Origin of the sequence: Micromonospora sp. SD12, from assembly GCF_052068495.1 — a bacterium.
Taxonomy (GTDB): domain Bacteria; phylum Actinomycetota; class Actinomycetes; order Mycobacteriales; family Micromonosporaceae; genus Micromonospora; species Micromonospora echinofusca.
Window position 1 is genome coordinate 447878 of sequence record NZ_JBQHDF010000002.1, and the last position, 20171, is coordinate 468048.

A 20171-nucleotide genomic window follows, 5' to 3' on the forward strand; every position below is an offset into this window, starting at 1 on the left:
GCCGACCTCACGGGTCAACGGGTCGTCAGCCCAGCATGCCCGCAGCCGCACGTGGCTGCGGGGTCAACGCGTCGCCCACCCGGTCGACCAGCAGGGCCATCTCGTAGCCCACCTGCCCCACGTCGCAGCTGCGGGCGGCGAGCACCGCGAACGACGACCCGTCCGAGATGGACATGAGGAACAGGAAGCCATTGTCCATCTCCACCACTGTCTGCAGCACCGCGCCTCCCTCGAAGCAGCGGGCCGCACCCTGGGTGAGGCTGACCAGGCCGGACGCGATGGCGGCCAACTGGTCCGCCCGGTCCCGCGGGAGGTCCCGTGACGACGCGAGGAGCAGGCCGTCCGCGGAGACGGCGACCGCGTGCGCGACACCGGGTACCCGGTCGGCGAAGTTGGCCAGCAGCCAACCGAGATCCTGCGTAGTTGTCATCGTTCTTGCTCCTTCTGCCCGCTCCCGGCCACCGGGCCTGAGCCAGACTGCGAGGATTGCTGCCCTCCCGGAGTCGCCTCCGGGCTGGTCGGGTTGTCCGACGGGTTCGTACGACCCCGCTGCACGCCCCGATGGTAGGCCGACAGGAGGCCGCGGACACCCTCCGGCGTACGCCGCTGCACCGACGTGGTGGGCTTCTCCACCGCACCGGGCACCAGCTGCGCCATCGGGGTGCGCTTCGGCAGCCCCGTCGAGGTGGTCGCCGCGACGGGCACCTCGGTCGCCGCGGTGGCGGCACGCCACCCGTCGTCGGCCGCGGTCTGCCAACCGCCCGTCTGCTGCTGAGCGGACCGCCGGTGACCGAAGCTGTCGGCGAAGGCGGGGCGGGCACCCCCGTTGGCCGTCGATCCGTTCTCGCGCGGCGCTCCTCCGGCCGCCGGAGTGTCTGCCATCGGTGCGTTACCTGTCGTCCCGGGTGGTGTCGGCTGCACGGCCCGACCGCCGGCGTCGACCCGGGCGAACTGCTGGGTCGATCCACTGTCGGTCGGCGTCTTCGCGGCGGCCGTCGCCGCCTCCTCCGGCCCCGGGCGGCGGGTACGGAACCAGGCCGACTCGAGCTCCCGGAAGATCGGCAGCTCCATCGTCTCGTCCGCGTACCGCTGCCTGTTCTGGACCGGCGGCGTGGCCGGCCGCGTCTGCGGAGCGGCCGGGGTCGGCGGGGCGGTCGGCGCGGGAGCGGCCGGGGCCGGCGCGCCGGAGCGCGGCACCCGCGGCAGTTCGGTGGTCATGTCCAGCGCGGCGGCCAGACGCTCGGGCACCGGCGGGGTCGCCGCGTCCCGGTCCCCACCGGCGACCGGCGGCCAGGCCGGCGGCGCAGGCGTGGCCGGGCCCGGCGCGCCGGGACCCTGGCGCTGGGGCAGCGGGTTGGTCGGCGGCGCCGAGACCGGCATGCCGGAGTACGGCGCGGCCGAGACCGGCGGACCCGAGTAAGGGTGGCCGGAGACGGGTGACGCCGAGACGGGCATGCCGGAGACCGGCGGGCTGGACACCGGCGGTGCGGAGTAGGGCGCCGGCGGGGTCGACACCGGCGGGCCCGCGTAGGGCACGGGCGGCGCGGAGACCGGCGGCACGGAGTACGGCCGGGCCTCGGGGGTGCTGGGCAGCTGCCGCGGGACGGCCTGCTGCTGACCCGTGGCGTCCTGGTCGTCGGCCGACCGCCGCTGCGGCAGCGGGTCGATCGACTGGCCGTTCGAGGTGCGCGGCTGGAAGGCCTCGCCGCCGTTGAAGCCGCTGGCGCCGGTCAGGTCGGACCAGGCCGGCATCGACCGCGCCGCGCCGGCCGAGGCGGGTGCGCCGGCCCCGTTGCGCGGCGCCGGGTCGAACGGCCGGCCGCCCAGGGTGACCTGGTTGCCGGACTCGCCGGGGCGCTGCGTGGGCATCGGGTTGGCGGGGCCGTTGCCGAGGGCCGGCAGGGCGCCGAAGGCCGGGGCCGGGCCGGACGAGCGCGGGCCGGGCGGCGGCAGCGCGAGCGACGACTGCGGGCGGCCGGAGAGCGCCCGGGGCACGAGCACCGAGGTCGGCATGACCACCTCGGCGACGGTGCCCCGGTCGGTGCCCGGACGCAGCTCGACCTTGACGCCGTGCCGGGACGCCAGCCGGGCGACCACGACCAGGCCCATCATCCGGGAGACGGCCACGTCCACCTGCGGCGGCGTGGCGAGCCGCTCGTTGAGGTCGTGGAGTTGCTCGGGGCTGATCCCGATGCCCCGGTCCTCCACGTAGAGCGACGCGCGGTCGCCCACACGCCGGGCCTCCACCATGACGTGCGAGTCCGGCGGCGAGAAGGCGGTGGCGTTGTCGAACAGCTCGGCGACCAGGTGGACCAGGTCGTTGACGGCGTGCGCCGCCACCTCGATGTCCCGGTCGATCACCCCGAACTCGATGCGGGTGTAGTGCTCGACCTCGGACTGGGCGGCCCGGAGCACGTCGATCAGGGCGGCCGGCTCCCGCTGTACGCGGGTGGAGTCGGCGCCGGCGAGCACGAGGAGGTTTTCGTCGTTGCGGCGCATCCGGGTCGCCAGGTGGTCGAGCTGGAACAGCTCGGCCAGCCGGTCCGGGTCCTCCTCGCCGCGCTCCAGCCGGTCGAGGTGACCGATGAGGCGGTCGACCAGGATCTGCGAGCGGCGGGCCAGGTTGACGAACATCGTCGCGACGGACGCGCGCAGCGCGGCCTGCTCGGCGGCGGTGCGGACGGCCTCCAGGTGGACCGCGTTGAACGCCTCGGTCACCTGACCGAACTCGTCCTTGCTGCGCACCGGCAGCGGCTCGGCGATCTGGTTGGCGAGCTGCACCGGGGAGAGCTGGCCGGTCACCTTGGGGTCGCGCAGCCGGGCCACGGCCTGGGGCAGGCCGTACTGGGCGATGGAGAGCGCGCCCTGACGTAGGTCGCGCAGGGAGCGGGCCATCGAGCGGGCGACCAGGTAGGCGAAGAGGATCGCCAGGAGCAGCATGCTCAGCAGCAGGCCGGTCTCCAGGAACACCTGACGCTGCACGTCCGAGCGCAGCTTCTCGGCGCCCGCGACGACCTCACGGTCGATCTTCGACTCGACCGTGCGGATCAGCTTGGCGTTGGCCACCATCGCCGCGTCCCACTCGTCCGCGTCGAACGGGGCGCCGGTCAGGCTGTCGGCGGTGGTGATGCCGTTGAGCCAGCTGTTGTAGGTGTTCGCCTCGCGCAGGTCGGGGCCGGCGACCACCTGGGCGTAGTACTCCTGCTCCGGCTGGCTCGCCACCACCTGGAAGCTCTGCAACCACTGGCTGGAGCCGGTGCTGGTGGCGATGTACTCGTTGCGCAGGTTGGGGGTGAGCCGCTGCTGGATGAAGGCCCGGTGCACCACGTCCCGGCGGCGCGACAGGAACTCCTTGTTGCGGGCGGTGGCGGTCGACGCGCGCATCTGGTCGCTGAGCTCGTTGTCGCCGGCGAGCTGGGTGGCCGAGTCGCGGATGCTGATCAGGTCGTCGATCAGGCCGTCGTACGCCTGCATGGCCGGGACGAGCCCGAGCTTGCCGTTGAAGACCTGGCTGCGGGTGCCGGGCAGGTCGGTCAGCGTCTGGTCGATCTCGCCCAACAGGGTGTCGAGGTTGGCCGGGAGGTCCTCGACCTCGGCCCGCTGCTGCGAGTACAGCCGCTTGGCCTTGTCCACGCTGGTGTTGGCCTGCTCGTACGCCTGCTTGTAGCGGGCGCTGTCCTGGTTGCGCGGCACGCCCAGCAGGCGCAGCGCGTTGGTGCGCTCGTTCTGGAGGGTGTCGACCAGGTCACCCGAGTAGCCGACGAGGTTGGCCAGGTCACCGGCCCGGTTGGCGTTGTTGAGGGTCTCCAGGTGGTCGACGAGGCCGCTGGTGCCCACGACCACCGTGGCGATGGTCGGCACGATCATGATGAGACCGAGCTTGGACCAGATCGGCATGTCGCGGAGCCGACCGGTCGGCCGGCGCAGACGCGACAGGAAGGAGCCCGCCGCCTTTGGCCGTTTGCTCACGTCACCGCCCTCGCGAAATTCTGGAACTGCGTTGCCCCTGGACAACGCCCAGCGGCCGACCCCACGGGCCGGACCATTCGAGATTCCATCACGCCACCTGCGAAAGAGAAAGCCCAGGTTGGCCGCAGCGGGAGGTGTGATGAGATGTTGATGCAATTTGATAGCAATCCGTCTGGCCGGAGTCACTGAAGGTAATGAAGCACCCCCATCGCGTTGTCCTGCTCGCCGGCCCTTCCGGGTCCGGAAAGTCGTACATAGCGCAGCGAACCGGCCTTCCGGTGCTCTGCCTGGACGACTTCTACAAGAACGGCGACGACCCTACGTTGCCGCGACGAAACGGCCTGGTGGATTGGGAGTCGCCCCGCTCCTGGGACGCCGCGGCGGCCGTGGAGACGATTGCCCGGTTGGCCAGTGAGGGCAGGGCCGATGTGCCGGTCTACGCGATCGGTGCGGACCGCCGGGTGTCCACCCGGCCATTCGAGGTCGCCGGTTCGCCACTTTTCGTGGCCGAAGGGATCTTCGCAGCCGAGATCGTCGAGGAGTGCCGTCGGCGCGGGGTGCTCGCCGGGGCGTACGCCCTGCGTCGGCCCCGGGGCGCGACCTTCGTCCGCCGCCTGGCCCGCGACCTCGCCGAGCAGCGCAAGGCGCCCCGGGTGCTCGTGCGCCGCGGCCTGGCGCTGCTGCGCGCGGAGCCGGCGGTGCTGCGGCGGCAGACCGGCCTGGGCGCCGAGGCGGCCCGGGCGGGCGAGGTGCTGCGCGCGGTGGCCGGCATGCTCGCCGGCCACCCGCACCGTTCCTGAGTCCCGCCGCGGTCAGCCCAGCAGCTTGCCGTACGCGGGCTTGATCACCTCATCGATGATCTTCAGCCGCTCGTCGAACGGGATGAAGGCGCTCTTCATGGCGTTGATGGTGAACCACTGGAGTTCCTTCCAGCCGTAGCCGAAGGCGTCCACCAGCAGGGCCATCTCCCGCGACATCGACGTGCCGCTCATCAGCCGGTTGTCGGTGTTGACCGTCACCCGGAACCGCAGGTCCCGCAGCAGCCCGATCGGGTGCTCGGCGATCGACGCCGCGGCGCCGGTCTGCACGTTCGACGACGGGCACAGCTCCAGCGGGATCCGCTTGTCCCGCACGTACGCGGCCAGCCGCCCGAGCACCGGCTCCGTGCCGGGCGTGATGTCGTCCACGATGCGCACCCCGTGGCCGAGCCGGTCCGCCCCGCACCACTGGATCGCCTGCCAGATCGACGGCAGGCCGAACGCCTCGCCGGCGTGGATGGTGAAGTGGAAGTTCTCCCGCTGGAGGTATTCGAAGGCGTCCAGGTGCCGGGTGGGCGGGAAGCCCGCCTCGGCGCCGGCGATGTCGAAGCCGACCACCCCGGCGTCCCGGTGCCGGACGGCCAGCTCGGCGATCTCCTGGGACCGGGCGGCGTGCCGCATCGCGGTGAGCAGGGTGCCCACCCGGATCGGGGTGCCCGCCTCGGCGGCCAGCGCGCTGCCCTCGACGAAGCCGGCGAGCACCGCCTCGACCACCTCGTCCAGGGTCAGGTCCCGCTCCAGGTGCTGCTCGGGGGCGAACCGCACCTCGGCGTAGACCACCCCGTCGGCGGCCAGGTCCTGGGCGCACTCCCGGGCCACCCGCCGCAGGGACGACGCGGTCTGCATGACGGCGACGGTGTGCGCGAACGTCTCCAGGTAACGCTCCAGGGAGCCGGAGTCGGCCGCCTCGACGAACCACCGGCCGAGCGCCTCGGGATCGGTGGTGGGCAGCTCGTGGCCCACCTCGGCGGCCAGTTCGACGATCGTCGCCGGCCGCAGGCCGCCGTCGAGGTGATCGTGCAGCAGCGCCTTCGGGACCTTGACGATGTCCTCGTAACGGATTGTCGCGACCATGCACAGACCCTAGTCGGCGCCGCCGGGCCGACCGACGGGACCGGCACGGATCGGCGCTCGGCGCGCCGCCCCGCCGGCCCCGCGCCAGCGGCGCCCGTTCCGGCCGGACGCCCCGCGTCGCCCGGCCGGAACCGCCGGCACGGTGGGCCGAACCTGCCGGAACGGTGGGCCGGAACCGCCCGGCGCGGGTCAGGGACGCCAGCCGTACACCCGGTCGACGGCGAGCCGGAGCACCAGGCGGCCGTCGGCGACCATCGCCGCCCGGTAGTCGGCCCAGTCGGGGTGCTCGCCCCGGATCCGTCGGTAGACCTCGACCAGCTCCTCGACGCTCGCGTCGTCGGTGGCCGCCGCCGGCGGGCCGAGCGTGACCACGCCCTCCGCGACCGCGTAGGCCCCACCGTCGGCGGTGGTGACGTGCAGGCTGGCCCGGGGATCGCGGCGCAGGTTGCGCACCTTGGCGCGGTCGCCGGTGGTGGAGCAGCGGATCAGGCCGGGTTCGGCGAGGAAGTCGAGGTTGGACAGCTGGGGCCGCCCGTCGCGGCGCAGGGTCACCAGCACGCCCCGGCCGCGCTCGCCGAACAGCTCCCACAGCCGGGCGTTCACGCCGTCACCCGCAGCGGGGCGAGGGCGGCGGCCAGCCGGGCCAACTCGTCGAGCAGCACCGTGGCGGCGGCGTCGCGCCCCGGGTCCGGCACGAGGTCCCCCGTGTCGTCCAGCGCCTGCCGCAGGAACACGGTCACCGCCTCGTTGGCCGGCATCATCTTGAGGGTGGTCACGACCTGCTTGATCATCTGGACCGCGCGCAGGCCGCCGGAGGTCATGCCGTAGCTGACGAAGCCGACCGGCTTGTACTGCCACTCCGTGTAGAGGTAGTCGATCGCGTTCTTCAACGGCGCGCTGAAGCCGTAGTTGTACTCCGGCATGACGAAGACGAAGGCGTCCGCGGCGGCGACGGTGGCGCTCCACTCCCGGGTGTGCCGGTGCAGGTAGCGGCCCTCGGAGGGGTGGTGCGGCTCGTCGTGGAAGGGCAGGTCCACCTCGGCGAGGTCGACGAGGCGTACGTCGTCGAAGGCGTCGTACGCGGTGGCGACGGCGGTGAACCAGTCGCCGATCCGGCGGCCCGCGCGGCCGGGCCGGGTGCTGGCGACGATGACGGTCAGGCAGGGCATGGCGAGGTCGCTCCCGTGGTGAGGGGCCGGACCGGGGCCGGCACGGTGAACTTCGGGATGAGGCGCTGCGCCAGCGGGCCGATGCTGACGGCGAAGAGGAGGGTCCCGGGGCCGACGGTGCCGCCGAGCGCCCAGCCGATAGCGAGCACGCCGAGCTCGATGGCCGTGCGTACCCGCCCGATCGGCAGGCCGCGGGCGGCCAGCCCGGTCATCAGGCCGTCGCGCGGCCCGGGACCGAGGCGGGCCCCGAGGTAGAGGGCCGTGGCGAGCCCGTTGAGCAGGATGCCGACGAGCAGCAGGCCGACCCGGCCGGCGACCGGGGCCACGGGCGGCAGGACGGCGAGCGCGACGTCGGCCGCGACGCCGACCACCACCGCGTTCGCGACGGTGCCGACGCCGGGGCGCTGCCGGAGCGGGATCCAGAGCAGCAGCACGGCGAGGGCGACCAGGTTCACCACCTGCCCGAGGGGCAGCCCGGTCCGGGCGGCGAGGCCCTGGTGCAGCACGTCCCAGGACGCGAGGCCCAGGTCGGCGCGGACCATCAGGGCCACGCTGACGCCGAACAGCACGAGGCCGCTCAGCAGGCGGGCCAGCCGGCCCGGCAATCTGGTTGACATGTCACTCACCCTAGGAGGCGGGTAGATGACGTGTCAACCAAGTGGCTAGGATGGTCGGCATGGAGCAACCACGCTGGCTGGACGAGCGGGAGCAGAGCGCCTGGCGGGGCTACCGGCGGATGCGCCGCCTGCTCGACCTGGAGCTGGCCCGCGAGCTGATGCGCGACGCCGGGCTCTCCGAGCCCGACTACGACGTCCTCTCCGACCTCTCGGAGACACCCGACCAGCGGCTGCGGCTCAGCGAGCTGGCCGACCGGATGCTCTGGTCGCGCAGCCGGCTCTCCCACCACCTCACCCGGATGCAGCAGCGCGGCCTCGTCACCCGCGAGGAGTGCGCCTCGGACGGGCGCGGCGCCGTCGTCGTACTCACCGCCGAGGGCCGGCGCGCCATCGAGGCCGCCGCCCCCGGCCACGTGGCGGCCGTCCGCCGGCACCTCATCGACCTGCTGACCCCCGACGAGGTCGCCGCGCTGGACGCGCTCACCCACCGGGTGGTCGACCACCTCACCCGACCCGGAGAATGAGCCGGTGTATCCCGAGCGCGAGTGCGACGACGACCACCGCCCGATTCGCGCGGTGCTGACCTTCCTGGACGCCTGACGTGGACCCCCGCATCGTCGACCGGCTCCGCTGCCCGGTCTGCGCCGAGCCGCTGGCCGAGGAGGCCACCGGTGGCGCCGGCGCGCTGCGCTGCCCGCGCCGGCACAGCTTCGACGTGGCCCGCCAGGGCTACGTCAACCTGCTCGCCGGCCGCGCCCCGCACGCCGGGGACACCGCGGAGATGGTGGCCGCCCGCGCCGACTTCCTCTCCGCCGGCCACTACGACCTCATCTCGGCCGCCCTCGCCGCCGCCGCCACGGAGGCCGTCGACCGCGTGACGGCTGCTCGGCGCCTGCCGGCCGGGGAGGAGAACGGGGCACGCGTCGGCGGGGCGTACCCCCTGGTGGTGGATGCCGGCGCGGGGACGGGCCGGCACCTCGCGGCGGTGCTGGCGGCGCTGCCGGACGCCGTGGGTCTCGCCCTCGACGTGTCGAAGCCGGCGCTGCGTCGGGCCGCCCGCGCGCACCCGCGCGCGGCGGCGGCGCTCGCCGACACCTGGCAGCGGCTGCCCCTGGCCGACGCCGGCACGGCCGTGCTGCTGAACGTCTTCGCACCGCGCAACGGCGCCGAGTTCCACCGGGTCCTCGACCCGGCCGGGTTCCTGCTGGTGGTCACGCCGGCCGCCGACCACCTCGCCGAACTGGTCGGCGCCCTCGGCCTGCTCCGGGTCGACCCGGCCAAGGCGGACCGGGTCGCCGAGAGCCTCGGCGGGCACTTCACCGAGGTGGCGGCGGCCGAGCACCGGCGCGAGCTGGCGCTGACCGGCCCGGAGGTCGCGACGCTGGTCGGGATGGGTCCCAGCGCCTGGCACACCGATCCGGCCGGGCTCGCCGCCCGGGTGGCCGCCCTCGCCGAGCCGGTCCGGGTGACCGTCGCGGTGCGGCTGACCGTCTGGCGCCCCGCCCCGCGCTGACCGCCCCTCAGGTGGAGAGGTCGACCTCTTCCCAGCCGGGGGGCTCGTCGTGGTACGGCCCGCGCAGCATCACCGCCCACTCCAGCGCCCAGCGGCGCTGGCCGATCGCGTTGGCGTCGACCAGCCCGGGCGGCGTCCGGCCGGCCCGTTCCGTCTCCAGGTACGCCCAGTCCAGGCAGTAGTGCAGGTCCAGCAGGGCGGCCGCGTCGGCGGGGTGCTGCGGGGCGGTGAGGATCCGGGCCCGCCACTGGCCGAAGTTCTCCCCCTCGGGGATGTGCGGCATCCGCTCCACCAGCCGCTCGTCGACCGGCAGCGTCGGGTCGAGCTGCTTGGTCAGGCCGAGGACCCAGGCCAGGGCGAAGAGCGCGTCGTGGTGCAGCACGAACGACCGGTGGTCGCCCTTGCCGCCGGTCACGAACTGGAACTCCGGCGGCGTGACCATCTCCACCAGGTGCGAGGCGAGCAGCCAGCTCATCGCCGCCTGCGGCGGCATCCCGAAGCAGCGGGCCAGGATCAGGTGCAGCACCGCGATGCGGGCCTCGATCTCCACCGTGGGGCGGAGCTCGATCTGGTCGCCGGGCTCCCACACGAGCGGGAACTGGGCGGGCGGCAGCGGGAGACGCAGCCGGGACAACTCGTCCAGGCTCGCCTCACGCACCTCCCGCGGATCGGGGGCAGGTACGGTCACGGCGAAAGATCCTGTCTGCTCGCGACGACTCGGCGCCGGTTGTCCCCCCTTGGCCAGGGAGGATAGCGGTCCGAACGGGCGGACACCATGCCGCCCCGGCGACCGCCGCGCTCAGCCGATCCGCTCGATCACCAGCGGCTTCGCGGCGGGCGCGACCGGCGCGATCCGCACCGCCCGCGCGGCGTCGTCCCGCGCCGCCGGGATGCGGGCGGCGTCCTGCGCGCGCAGCTCGTAGAGCGGGTCGCCCGCCCGCACCGCCTCGCCCGGGCGCTTGTGCAGCACCACCCCCGCCGGCACGCTGACCGGGTCCTCCTTGCGGGCGCGTCCGGCGCCGAGCCGCCAGGCGGCCACCCCCATGTCGTACGCGTCGATCGCCGCGACGTAACCGTCGGTGTCCGCGCGGACCACCTCGACCTCGTTGGCGGTGGGCATCGGGGCGTCCGGGTCCCCGCCCTGGGCGCGGATCATCGCCCGCCAGGAGTCCATCGCCCGGCCGTCGCGCAGGGCGGCCTCCGGGTCGACGTCCGGCAGCCCGGCCGCGTCGAGCATCTCGCGGGCCAGCGCCAGGGTCAGCTCGACCACGTCGGCGGGGCCGCCCCCGGAGAGCACCTCGACGGACTCGGTCACCTCGACGGCGTTGCCGATGGCCAGGCCCAGCGGGGTGGACATGTCGGTGAGCAGGGCGACCGTCCGTACGCCGTGCGCGCCCCCCAGCTCGACCATCGTCCGGGCCAGCTCGCGGGCCTGCTCGACGGACTTCATGAACGCGCCGGAACCGACCTTCACGTCGAGCACCAGCGCGCCGGTGCCCTCCGCGATCTTCTTGCTCATGATCGAACTGGCGATCAGCGGGATGGCCTCGACGGTCCCGGTCACGTCGCGCAGCGCGTACAGCTTGCGGTCGGCGGGGGCGAGCCCGGCGCCGGCCGCGCAGATCACCGCGCCGACGTCGCGGAGCTGGGCGGTGAACTCGTCGTTGCTCAGCGCCGCCCGCCAGCCCGGGATCGACTCCAGCTTGTCCAGGGTGCCGCCGGTGTGCCCGAGGCCCCGGCCGCTGAGCTGCGGCACGGCGGCGCCGCAGGCGGCGACCAGCGGGGTGAGCGGCAGGGTGATCTTGTCACCGACGCCGCCCGTGGAGTGCTTGTCGACGGTCGGCCGGTCGACGGCGGAGAGGTCGAGCCGCTCCCCGCTGGCGATCATCGCGGCGGTCCACCGGGCGATCTCGGGTGCGGTCATGCCGCGCAGCAGGATCGCCATGGCCAGCGCCGACATCTGCTCGTCGGCCACCACCCCCCGGGTGTACGCGTCCACCACCCAGTCGATCTGCGCGTCGGAGAGCACACCCCCGTCCCGCTTGACCCGAATGACGTCAACCGCCGCAAAACCACTCATCACAAAAGATCTTTCTCGTCGTTATGGCGATACCGGTTCGCGGACCGCGCCCACCAGGGCTGGGGCCGACCGTGACCGGCGGAGGGATCAAGCCTGACCGCCCGGAGCCGGTCACGGTCGGCCCCAGCCGCTCTAAGCTCAACCACCCCAGCGGGCAGGAATCTCCATCGGCGGCTCACCCTCGCCCGCCCAGAAGATCGCCCCCGAGGCGTCCACGACCACCACCCGGGGCGTACGGGCCAGACCCCACGTGATCGCCTCCGCCGGGTCGCCCCAGCTCGGGCCCTCCTCCAGCACGCCGGTCTCGGCGCCCTCGTCGTCGCCCGCCGACCGCTCCCAGTAGGCCGTCCAGACCTGCTGGCCGGCGGAGAGGTCGGGGTGCACGAAGACCGTGCCGCGCCCACGCCAGGCGGCCAGCCGATCCGGCACCACGGGCACCGGGGCCTCCCCGGTCACGGCCTCCAGGTCGGCGACGTCGAAGGCGTGCGGCAGCAGCTCGGCCATCCGCAGCGGGCCGCCCTTCGCCTCGATGAGGCACTCCGGCCCGCCCTGCTCCCAGAGCAGCTGGCGGCACCGGCCGCACGGCATCAGCGGCTCGCCGGTGGCGTCGACGCAGGACAGGGCCACGATCCGGCCGCCCCCGGTGGCGTGCAGCGAGGAGACCACGCCGCACTCGGCGCAGAGCACCACGCCGTACGCGGCGTTCTCCACGTTGCAGCCGACCACCACCCGGCCGTCGTCGACCAGCGCGGCCGCCCCGACCGGGAACTTCGAGTACGGCACGTACGCGTGCCGCATCACCTCGGTGGCGGCGTCCCGCAGCCGCTCCCAGTCGATCTCCATGTGGTACTCCCCCGTCAGCCCTTGATGTACGGCTTGCCGTCGGCGGCCGGTGCCCGGACCCGGCCGACCAGTCCGGCCACCGCCAGGATCGTCGCCAGGTAGGGCAGCATGGCGAGGAACTGGCTCGGAATCGCGCTGTTGATGGCGCCCAGGTAGGTGGCGAGCTGGTCGGCGAAGCCGAAGAAGAGCGCCGCGAGCAACGCCCCCGTCGGGCTCCACCGGCCGAAGATCAGCGCGGCGAGGGCGATGAAGCCCTTGCCGCCGATCATGTTCTTGGTGAACGAGTAGAGCGCCAGCGTGTAGGAGGCGCCGCCGATGCCGGCCACCACCCCGGCGAGCAGCACGTTGCGGTAGCGCAGCCCGAGCACCTTGACGCCCAGGGTGTCGGCGGCGGTGGGGTGCTCGCCGACCGAGCGGGTCCGCAGACCCCACCGGGTGCGGAACAGCGCGATGTGGATGACCAGCACCAGCAGCAGGCCGAGGTAGAGGAAGATGTTGCCCCGGAACAGCGCCGGGCCGAGCAGCGGGATGTCCGACAGCAGCGGGATCTCCCAGTTGCTGAACCGGGGGGCGCTGTTGTACTTCTGCGCGTTGGTCTGCATCAGCCGCTCGTAGAGGAAGCCGGTGACGCCGACGGCCAGCAGGTTGAGCACGATGCCCATGACGACCTGGTCGACCAGGTAGCGGATCGAGAAGACGGCCAGCAGCAGCGAGATGAACGCGCCGCCGATCGCCGCCGCGACCAGGCCCACCCAGACGTTGCCGGTGAGGCTGCCGAAGAGCGCGCCGCTGAAGGCGCCCATCAGCAACTGTCCCTCGATGGCCACGTTGACCACGCCGGAGCGCTCACAGAGCACACCGGCCAGCGCGCCGAAGACCAGCGGCAGGGCCAGGATGAACGTGCCCCGGACGATGTTGACCAGCGGCATGAAGTTCTGCCCCGCCGGCGCGTCGGAGACCTGCCAGCAGAGGAACGACAGCACGAAGCCGACCAGGCCGACGCCGAGCACTACGGTGAACCAGCGCTTCGGCAGCCCGGCGAGCATCGCGACGCCGGCGGCGACCGCGACGAGGCCGAAGAGGATCGCGCCGAGGGTGCCGTGGATCTTCAGGGCGGCGCCGGCGGCGTCCTCGCTGAGGGTGAAGCGGGCCTGCTCGCCGGTGGCGAGCGCCCCGAACAGCACCGTCGCCAGCAGGCCGAGAGCGAGCAGCACTGCGCCGACCTTGCGGGTACGGGTCCAGAAGCCCTGGTCCACAGGGGCGACCGCGACGTCTTCGACAGCCATGGTGGACATGAGTTACCAGCCCTTCGCCAGGCTCGTCTGCAACCGGGCGGCGCGGGCGGCCCGGAGCTGGAAGATCGCCTTCACCAGGGCCGGCGCGGCGATGAAGATGACGATCAGCGCCTGGAGCACGGTGACCAGCTCCAGCGAAATCCCCGAGTAGGACTGCATCCGGTTGCCGCCGGCCTGGAGCGCGCCGAAGAGCAGCGCGGCCAGCGCGACGCCCCACGGCTTCACCCGGCCGAGCAGCGCCACCAGGATGCCGTCGAAGCCGATCTGCGCGACGACCAGCGGGGTCAGCGCGCTCGCGGTGGAGCCGAGCACCATGTTGGAGCCGCCGAGGCCGGCCAGGATCCCGGCGAAGACCATGATCAGGACGTACGTCCGGGTGACGCTGATGCCGGCGGTCCGCGCGGCGTCCGGGTTGGCGCCGACGGCGCGCAGCTCGAAGCCGAGCGTGGAACGGTTCAGCAGCCACCAGACCGCCCAGGTCGCCAGCACCGCCAGGATGATGCCGGCGTGCACCCGGAGCCCGTCGCCGAGCAGCCGGGGCAGCTGGGCCGAGCCGTCGACCGGCCGGCTGATCGCGTCCGTACGGTTCGGGTCCTGGACGCCGTTCTGCACGATGATCCAGGTCAGGAAGTACGTGGCGATGTAGTTGAGCATGATCGTGTTGATCACCTCGTGGGCGCCGGTGCGCGCCTTGAGGATGCCCGGGATGAAGCCCCAGATCGCACCGCCGAGCGCCCCGGCGAGCACCGCGACGAGCAGGTGCAGGCCCGGCGGCAGCGGCAGCAGGAAGCCGGCCAGCGCGGCCAGGATCACGCCCATGACGGCCTGGCCCTGGGCGCCGATGTTGAACAGGCCGCCCCGGAACGCCAGCGCCACCGACAGGCCGGTGAAGACCAGCGGTGCGGTATAGGTGAGCGTCTCGGAGATCGGGCTCATCGCCGCCTGGAAGCCGACCGCGTCCGGGTCGAAGACCGCGCCCTTGAAGAGGTTCCCGTACGCCTCACTGACCAGCGTCCAGCTCGCGTTGAGCGCGTCGGCCGGGCGGGCGGTGATGTAGCTGTAGGTGGCGAGCACGTCGGGGTCGGACACGATCATCAGGATCGCGCCGACCACCATCGCCAGCACCAGCGACAGCAGAGTCACCGTGAAGGTGTTGGCCGCCCAGAGGTTGTCCAGGAACAGCCGGCCCAGCGAGGGCTTCGGCTCCGGGGCCGGGGCCTTCGGGGAGGTGGCCGTCTCGGCGCGCTCGGTGTTGCCGAGCGCGGCCTGCGCGGCGTGCGCCTCGGTGGCCGGCTCCTTGTCCGGGGAGCCCGGGTTCGGGTTGGTCATGCCTCGTCCTCGTTACCAGGGCTCTCGGCGGCGGGGGCCGCCGCGCCGCCGTCGGCCGGGGTCGTGCCGTTCGCCGCGGCGGGGGCCGCGTCGGGGGTGATGCCGGCCATCAGCAGGCCGATCTCCTCGCGCGGGGTGTCGGGGCCGACGATGCCGATGATCCGGCCGCGGTACATCACCGCGATCCGGTCGGCCAGGCCGATCACCTCGTCGAGCTCGCTGGAGACCACCATGACGGCGGTGCCGACGTCCCGCTCGCGGATGACCTGGCTGTGGATGAACTCGATCGACCCGACGTCGACGCCGCGGGTCGGCTGGGCGGCGATGAAGAGCTTCAGCGGCCGGGACAGCTCACGGGCCACGATGACCTTCTGCTGGTTGCCGCCCGAGAGGGTGCCGACGGGCGCGTCGGCCGAGGAGGTGCGGACGTCGAACTGCTCGATCCGTTCCCTGGCCGACTTCGCGATGGCGTCCGGCTGCAACGCCAGGCCCTTGCCGAACGGCGGCCGGTCGTAGATGTCGAGCACCAGGTTCTCCGCGACGGAGAACTCCTTGACCAGGCCGTCGACGCTGCGGTCCTCGGGCACGTAGCCGACGCCCGCGCGGAGCACCTTCTTGGTCGACCAGCCGTGCACCGGCTGCCCGTCGAGCGTGACCGTGCCGGCGAGCGTCGGGCGCAGCCCCATGATCGCCTCGATCAGCTCGGTCTGGCCGTTGCCCTGCACGCCCGCGACGCCGAGCACCTCGCCCGCGTGCACGGTCAGGTCGATCCCGTCGACCGCCCGGACCTGCCGGTCGTCGTCGACGACCAGGCCGGAGACCTCCAGGACCGGCTTGCCGGGGGTGGCGGCCTCCTTGTCGACGGTGAGCCGCACGCTGCGTCCGACCATGAGCGCGGCCAACTCGTCCCGGCTCGCCTCGGGGGAGGCGGTGCCGACGGTCTTCCCGCGCCGGATCACGGTGATCCGGTCGGCGATGGCCTTGACCTCGCCCAGCTTGTGGGTGATGAAGACGATCGACTTGCCGGCGGCCTTGAGCGACCGCATTACGGTGAGCAGTTCCTCGGTCTCCTGCGGCGTGAGCACGGCCGTCGGCTCGTCGAGGATGAGCAGGTCGACGTCGCGGGTGAGCGCCTTGACGATCTCCACCCGCTGTTGGATGCCGACCGGCAGGTCCTCGATCACCGCGTCCGGGTCGACCCGCAGGTTGTACCGCTCCGAGACCTCGGCGACCTCGCGCCGGGCCCGACGCCGGTCCAGGAAGCCGGCGATGCCGCCCCGGACCTGCTCGGCGCCGAGCATGATGTTCTCGGTCACGGTGAAGACGGGCACCAGCATGAAGTGCTGGTGCACCATGCCGATCCCGGCCGCGATCGCGTCGGACGGGCCCCGCAGCTTCAGCGGCGCGCCGTCGACCAGGATCTCGCCCTCGTCGGGCTGGTAGAGCCCGTAGAGCACGTTCATCAGGGTCGACTTACCCGCGCCGTTCTCGCCGAGCAGGGCGTGGATCTCTCCAGGCTCCACCGTCAGATCGATGTGGTCGTTGGCGACCAGGTCACCGAACCGTTTGGTGATGCCGCGCAGTTCGAGTCTCAGCGCAACCTCCTGGAGTGCGAAGCGATGGTGCAGCGTAGCTGCCGGTGTACCGCTCGCGGCGCGGGGCCGTCGTCGGGTGGGTGTGGATCGGCCGCCCCGGCGCCGTGGGGGTTTCCCCGCGACGCCGGGGCGGCCGGATCGTCGTGCTGTACCGCTCGCCGGCCTACCCGGGTGATCGTCTCACCGCGGGCGGCCGGCGGAGCCTCACTTCGGCTGGGCCGCGGAGGTGACGGTGACGGTGCCGGCGGCGATGTCCGCCTTCAGCTTGTCGATCTCGGCCTTCAGCTCGGCCGGGACCTTGCTGTCAAACTCGTGGTACGGGGCGAGCCCGACGCCGTTGTTCGACAGGTTGCCGAGGTAGCCCGGGGTGGCCGACAGCTTCTCGCCGTTGGCGGCCTTGACGACGGCCTCCTTGACGGCGTCCGGGATGTTCTTCTCGACGGTGGTGATGATCGCCGCGCAGTCCTGGGTGCTCTCGCAGCCGTCGACGTCGACCCAGATGGTGTTGTACTTGCCGCCCGACGCCTTGGCCGCGCCGGTGGTGCCGAGGCCGGCGCCGCCGGCGACCGGCATGATGATGTCGGCGCCCTGGGCGACCAGCGCGTCGCTGACCTTCTTGCCCTCGTCCTGCTTGACGAAGTCGTTGGTGAAGGAGCCCTTCTGGGCGGCCTTGTCCCAGCCGACGACCTTGACCGTCTTGCTCTTGGTCTTGTTGTAGTGCGCGACGCCGTCGGCGTAGCCGTCCATGAAGATGGTGACCGGCGGGATCGGCAGGCCGCCGTAAGTGCCCACCGTGCCGCTCTTGGTCATGCCGGCGGCCAGGTAACCGGCGAGGAAGCCGGCCTGGGCGGTGTCGAACTGCATCGGGTAGACGTTGGTCTCCGGGACCTTCGCGTCGACGATGCCGAACTGCTGGTTCGGGTTCGCCTTGGCGATCTTGGAGGTGGCGTCACCCATCAGGCCACCGACGGCCAGGATGAAGTCGCACTTCTGGTTGACGTACTGGGTCAGGTTGACCTCGTAGTCCGCCTCGGCCTTCGACGCGACGTACTTGATGTCGATCTTGTCGTTGGCCTTCTTGGCCTCCTCCAGGCCCTTCCAGGCGGAGGTGTTGAACGACTTGTCGTCGATGCCGCCGACGTCGGTCACCATGCAGGCGCTGTATTTCTTGTCGCCGCTGCCGGCGTTGTTGTTCTCCTCGGGGGCCTCACCGCACGCGGCGGCACCCAGCACGAGCCCACCCACCGCGAAGGCGGAGGCGATCCGCATCCCACGCATCGAGCGCAAGACGTCTCCTTCCCATTGCACACCGCGTCCTGCACGGTGGCAGCCCTTTGAGCCGGCCTGCGCTGCGCCGCCGGCGTCCCACGTTACGGACGGGAGCGTACGCCCGCGCCCACCCACCGGCCGACAATCGTGCACGACTGTTGAGTGCCTGTTACCCCTACGTAACCCTTAGGTGGGGCAGATCACTCTCGGTGCTGGTAGATGCGCGGCGGGGCGTCGCGGAACGTCCGGTTCTGCACGCCACCCCCTGCCGGTGACGTTACCGCCAGAAGACGGCCACCGCCGCGTTGACCAGGGTCAACCCGACGATTGCCAGGAAGTGCCCACGGTTGACCACGTCACGCTTCCGGGAAAAGAACACCATGACGAAGATCAGGATGGCGAGCACCAACTTGGTAACAAGTTTCGCGGGGGCCGGCTCGTCGCCGTCGCGCAGCGGCGCGGAGAGGCCGATCCCGGTCGCCAGCATGATCACGGACCCCCACAGCATGGGTGGGTTGATCCGCAGCTTCCCGCTGACGTACTGGACGATCGCGCCGCCGAGCAGCAGGGCGAAACCGATCAGATGGACGTAGCGAAGTATCAGTCTCAGAGCTTCCACGCCCACCATCCTCCCCCATCAACGACGGATCGTAGTAGCGGGGCGGGTAGGGGTTCCGCCCCGCTACCCGGCCGTCAGGTCAGGCGCCACGCCTGGAAGGTGGGGCCGTCCGCCGGGAGGGTGACCGCGCCGTCGGCGTCGGGCCGCAGGGCGGGGGCACCGCCGTACAGGTTCTCCGCCGGCCGCAGCCCGCTCAGGCGCAGCGGCTCGCCGGCGGCGCGGCGGGCCAGCACCAGCACCGTGCCGATCGGCGCCTCGCGCAGGAAGACCAGCGTGTCCGCGTCGGCGTGCAGCCAGCGCAGGCCGCCGTGGCGCAGCGCGGGCTCCGCGCGGCGCAGCGCGACCAGAGCGCGGTACGCGGCGAACGTCGCGGCGTCCCAGCTCTCGGGCCGGTGCCACGGCATCGGGGTACGCGAGCCCTCGCCGTTGGTACCGGTCAGGCCCAGCTCGTCGCCGGCGAAGATCATCGGGGTGCCGGGCATGGTGGCGAGCAGGCCGGCGGCGACCTCCTGCCGGGCGGCGTCGCCGACCACCGTGCGGATCCGGGCGGAGTCGTGCGACCCGAGCAGCTGCCACGAGTGGGTGTACGACCGCCAGGAGATCAGCGAGCGGTAGGCGTTCATGGTGGCGAGCACCGCGCCCGCGTCCCGCCGGCGCACCCCGCCCGGGGTACCGAGGAAGTTCGGCACGGGCTGGTCGCCGTGGCGCAGCCAGGACCAGAGCGGGTCGGTGAAGCCGACGTAGTTCATCGTGCCGTGCCAGCCGTTCCGGTCGAGGTCGCCGGTGTGGTCGTGGCCGTGTTCGGCCATCAGCAGGGCGTCGGCCCGGGTCCGGGCGACCACCTCGCGCAGCAGCGCCGCCACCTCGTGGGTGTACGCGTCGGCGCCGCGCCGCCCGGTCATGTTCGCCACGTCCACCCGCCAGCCGTCCAGCCCGTACGGCGGGCGCAGCCAGCGGCGCAGCAGCGAGTCGTCGGCGGTGGCGAAGCGCCGACGCAGCTCGGCGCTTCCCCAGTTCAGCTTGGGCAGCGACCTGACCCCGTTCCAGGACTCGTAGTCACCGGAGACCTCGTCGAAGTAGTACAGCTCCCGCTCGGGCGCGGACACGTCGGAGGCAGCCCTGGTGAACCACTCGTGCGCGTCGCCGGTGTGGTTGCTGGTGATGTCGCCGAGCAGCCGCCAGCCCCGGGCGCGTACGGCGTCGGCGAGGCGGGCCAGGGCGGCGTCCCCGCCGAGCAGCGGGTCGACGGTGTCGAAGCTGGCCGCGTCGTAGCGGTGGTTGGAGCGGGCCGGGAAGATCGGGGTCAGGTAGACGGTGTTCACCCCGAGCCGGTCCAGGTGGTCCAGCCGCCCGGTGACGCCGTCCAGGTCTCCCCCGTAGAACTGCCGGGGCGTCTCGGGCCCGCGCCCGATCACCGGGGTGTCCCAGTCGCACGGGATGGCCCAGTCCGGCAGTTCGCGACCCTCGGCGGCGGCGGAACGGGCGAACCGGTCGGGGAAGATCTGGTAGATCACCGCGTCGCGGGCCCAGGCCGGCGGCGGCGCGTGGGTGACCAGCTTGAAGTCGCCGTTGTCGGGCACGTCGTGGTGCACCAGGCCGGCAGCGTTCAGCCAGCGGTAGCCGCGGCTGCCGGTGAGCATGAACCGGTAGTTGCTGACCGGGTTGCGGGCCTCGACGGGGACCCGCCACCAGACGTCGCCGCCGTCGGTGCGGTCGACGACCGCCTCGGTGAAGCGGGGCTCGCCGTCGCCGGTGGTGCGCACGTGCACCTGCCGGACGTCGGCGCCGGCCGGCACCCGGACGAAGACGTCGACGACGTCGCCGAGGGCGGGCTCCTGCTCGGGCACGTACAGGGCGGAACCGTCGTGGTGCGGCAACAGGGACATGGTGGCGCCTTTCGCGTCGGTCGGACTGGGAGAGAAAGGGGTCTCCCGCCGCGGCCGGTTGCCCGGCCGCGGCGGTCGATCCGTGACTGCTCCGG

18 protein-coding genes are annotated in these 20171 nt (G+C 72.7%); 3 read left to right on the top strand and 15 right to left on the bottom strand.

Annotated elements, in window-relative coordinates; genetic code table 11:
• Positions 1-25 precede the first annotated feature (25 nt).
• A complete protein-coding gene (locus ACTMS2_RS05800; RefSeq protein ID WP_067370442.1) occupies positions 26-430 on the bottom strand; it encodes a roadblock/LC7 domain-containing protein in 405 nt (134 codons plus the stop codon).
• Positions 427-3969 carry a nitrate- and nitrite sensing domain-containing protein gene (locus ACTMS2_RS05805; RefSeq protein WP_441174435.1) on the bottom strand — a complete coding sequence of 1181 codons (3543 nt, stop codon included), beginning with the start codon at positions 3967-3969 and terminating at the stop codon, positions 427-429. The genes ACTMS2_RS05800 and ACTMS2_RS05805 overlap by 4 nt, the downstream gene beginning before the upstream one ends.
• A gap of 278 nt (positions 3970-4247) precedes the next feature.
• On the opposite strand from ACTMS2_RS05805, the gene ACTMS2_RS05810 reads away from it, so the two are divergent.
• Positions 4248-4769 (top strand): ATP-binding protein, encoded by a 522-nt coding sequence (locus tag ACTMS2_RS05810; protein ID WP_441174437.1) that lies wholly within the window; start codon positions 4248-4250, stop codon positions 4767-4769.
• Positions 4770-4781: 12 nt separating this feature from the next.
• Here ACTMS2_RS05810 and ACTMS2_RS05815 read toward each other — a convergent pair whose 3' ends face one another.
• The 4 genes from ACTMS2_RS05815 to yczE form a co-directional block, all read right to left on the bottom strand.
• Positions 4782-5861: an adenosine deaminase gene (locus ACTMS2_RS05815; RefSeq protein ID WP_441174438.1), complete on the bottom strand. Its 1080-nt coding sequence runs from the start codon at positions 5859-5861 to the stop codon at positions 4782-4784.
• Between the two features lie 189 nt (positions 5862-6050).
• Entirely contained in the window at positions 6051-6464 is a 414-nt protein-coding gene (locus ACTMS2_RS05820; protein ID WP_441174439.1) for a PPOX class F420-dependent oxidoreductase, read from the bottom strand.
• Entirely contained in the window at positions 6461-7030 is a 570-nt protein-coding gene (locus tag ACTMS2_RS05825; protein WP_441174441.1) for an NADPH-dependent FMN reductase, read from the bottom strand. The genes ACTMS2_RS05820 and ACTMS2_RS05825 overlap by 4 nt, the downstream gene beginning before the upstream one ends.
• Positions 7018-7647, bottom strand: a complete 630-nt coding sequence (yczE, locus tag ACTMS2_RS05830; protein WP_441174442.1) for a membrane protein YczE — start codon at positions 7645-7647, stop codon at positions 7018-7020. The genes ACTMS2_RS05825 and yczE overlap by 13 nt, the downstream gene beginning before the upstream one ends.
• 59 nt (positions 7648-7706) lie before the next feature.
• Between yczE and ACTMS2_RS05835 the strand changes: the two genes are divergently transcribed.
• A complete protein-coding gene (locus ACTMS2_RS05835; protein ID WP_363620376.1) occupies positions 7707-8171 on the top strand; it encodes a MarR family winged helix-turn-helix transcriptional regulator in 465 nt (154 codons plus the stop codon).
• Between the two features lie 77 nt (positions 8172-8248).
• Positions 8249-9160 carry a putative RNA methyltransferase gene (locus ACTMS2_RS05840; RefSeq protein WP_441174444.1) on the top strand — a complete coding sequence of 304 codons (912 nt, stop codon included), beginning with the start codon at positions 8249-8251 and terminating at the stop codon, positions 9158-9160.
• A 7-nt stretch (positions 9161-9167) separates the two neighbouring features.
• Here the strand turns inward: ACTMS2_RS05840 and ACTMS2_RS05845 are convergent, their stop codons facing one another.
• The 9 genes from ACTMS2_RS05845 to ACTMS2_RS05885 all read right to left on the bottom strand — a co-directional run bounded on the left by ACTMS2_RS05845 (position 9168) and on the right by ACTMS2_RS05885 (position 20076).
• Positions 9168-9848, bottom strand: a complete 681-nt coding sequence (locus ACTMS2_RS05845) for a DUF4272 domain-containing protein (protein WP_441174445.1) — start codon at positions 9846-9848, stop codon at positions 9168-9170.
• A 111-nt stretch (positions 9849-9959) separates the two neighbouring features.
• Positions 9960-11240 carry a thymidine phosphorylase gene (locus tag ACTMS2_RS05850; protein WP_441174446.1) on the bottom strand — a complete coding sequence of 427 codons (1281 nt, stop codon included), beginning with the start codon at positions 11238-11240 and terminating at the stop codon, positions 9960-9962.
• 138 nt (positions 11241-11378) lie between these two features.
• Positions 11379-12083, bottom strand: a complete 705-nt coding sequence (locus tag ACTMS2_RS05855) for a cytidine deaminase (protein WP_363893431.1) — start codon at positions 12081-12083, stop codon at positions 11379-11381.
• Between the two features lie 14 nt (positions 12084-12097).
• Entirely contained in the window at positions 12098-13378 is a 1281-nt protein-coding gene (locus ACTMS2_RS05860) for an ABC transporter permease (RefSeq protein WP_441174447.1), read from the bottom strand.
• Positions 13379-13381: 3 nt separating this feature from the next.
• Positions 13382-14707 carry an ABC transporter permease gene (locus ACTMS2_RS05865; protein ID WP_441174449.1) on the bottom strand — a complete coding sequence of 442 codons (1326 nt, stop codon included), beginning with the start codon at positions 14705-14707 and terminating at the stop codon, positions 13382-13384.
• A complete protein-coding gene (locus tag ACTMS2_RS05870) occupies positions 14704-16335 on the bottom strand; it encodes an ABC transporter ATP-binding protein (protein WP_441174669.1) in 1632 nt (543 codons plus the stop codon). Before ACTMS2_RS05870 ends, ACTMS2_RS05865 begins: the two co-directional genes overlap by 4 nt.
• 171 nt (positions 16336-16506) lie before the next feature.
• Entirely contained in the window at positions 16507-17571 is a 1065-nt protein-coding gene (locus ACTMS2_RS05875) for a BMP family lipoprotein (protein WP_441174671.1), read from the bottom strand.
• Between the two features lie 277 nt (positions 17572-17848).
• A complete protein-coding gene (locus ACTMS2_RS05880; RefSeq protein ID WP_441174450.1) occupies positions 17849-18190 on the bottom strand; it encodes a hypothetical protein in 342 nt (113 codons plus the stop codon).
• A gap of 74 nt (positions 18191-18264) precedes the next feature.
• On the bottom strand, positions 18265-20076 hold the full coding sequence (locus tag ACTMS2_RS05885) for a glycoside hydrolase family 13 protein (RefSeq protein ID WP_441174451.1): 1812 nt from the start codon (positions 20074-20076) through the stop codon (positions 18265-18267).
• Positions 20077-20171: the final 95 nt, after the last annotated feature.

Bases quoted from the DNA above. Each gene is read 5' to 3' on its own strand.
- ACTMS2_RS05800 (WP_067370442.1), bottom strand. From the start codon at position 430: ATGACAACTACGCAGGATCTCGGTTGGCTGCTGGCCAACTTCGCCGAC.
- ACTMS2_RS05855 (WP_363893431.1), bottom strand. From the start codon at position 12,083: ATGGAGATCGACTGGGAGCGGCTGCGGGACGCCGCCACCGAGGTGATG.
- ACTMS2_RS05835 (WP_363620376.1), top strand. From the start codon at position 7,707: ATGGAGCAACCACGCTGGCTGGACGAGCGGGAGCAGAGCGCCTGGCGG.
- ACTMS2_RS05850 (WP_441174446.1), bottom strand. From the start codon at position 11,240: ATGAGTGGTTTTGCGGCGGTTGACGTCATTCGGGTCAAGCGGGACGGG.
- ACTMS2_RS05860 (WP_441174447.1), bottom strand. From the start codon at position 13,378: ATGTCCACCATGGCTGTCGAAGACGTCGCGGTCGCCCCTGTGGACCAG.
- yczE (WP_441174442.1), bottom strand. From the start codon at position 7,647: ATGTCAACCAGATTGCCGGGCCGGCTGGCCCGCCTGCTGAGCGGCCTC.
- ACTMS2_RS05825 (WP_441174441.1), bottom strand. From the start codon at position 7,030: ATGCCCTGCCTGACCGTCATCGTCGCCAGCACCCGGCCCGGCCGCGCG.
- ACTMS2_RS05815 (WP_441174438.1), bottom strand. From the start codon at position 5,861: ATGGTCGCGACAATCCGTTACGAGGACATCGTCAAGGTCCCGAAGGCG.
- ACTMS2_RS05875 (WP_441174671.1), bottom strand. From the start codon at position 17,571: ATGCGGATCGCCTCCGCCTTCGCGGTGGGTGGGCTCGTGCTGGGTGCC.
- ACTMS2_RS05885 (WP_441174451.1), bottom strand. From the start codon at position 20,076: ATGTCCCTGTTGCCGCACCACGACGGTTCCGCCCTGTACGTGCCCGAG.
- ACTMS2_RS05865 (WP_441174449.1), bottom strand. From the start codon at position 14,707: ATGACCAACCCGAACCCGGGCTCCCCGGACAAGGAGCCGGCCACCGAG.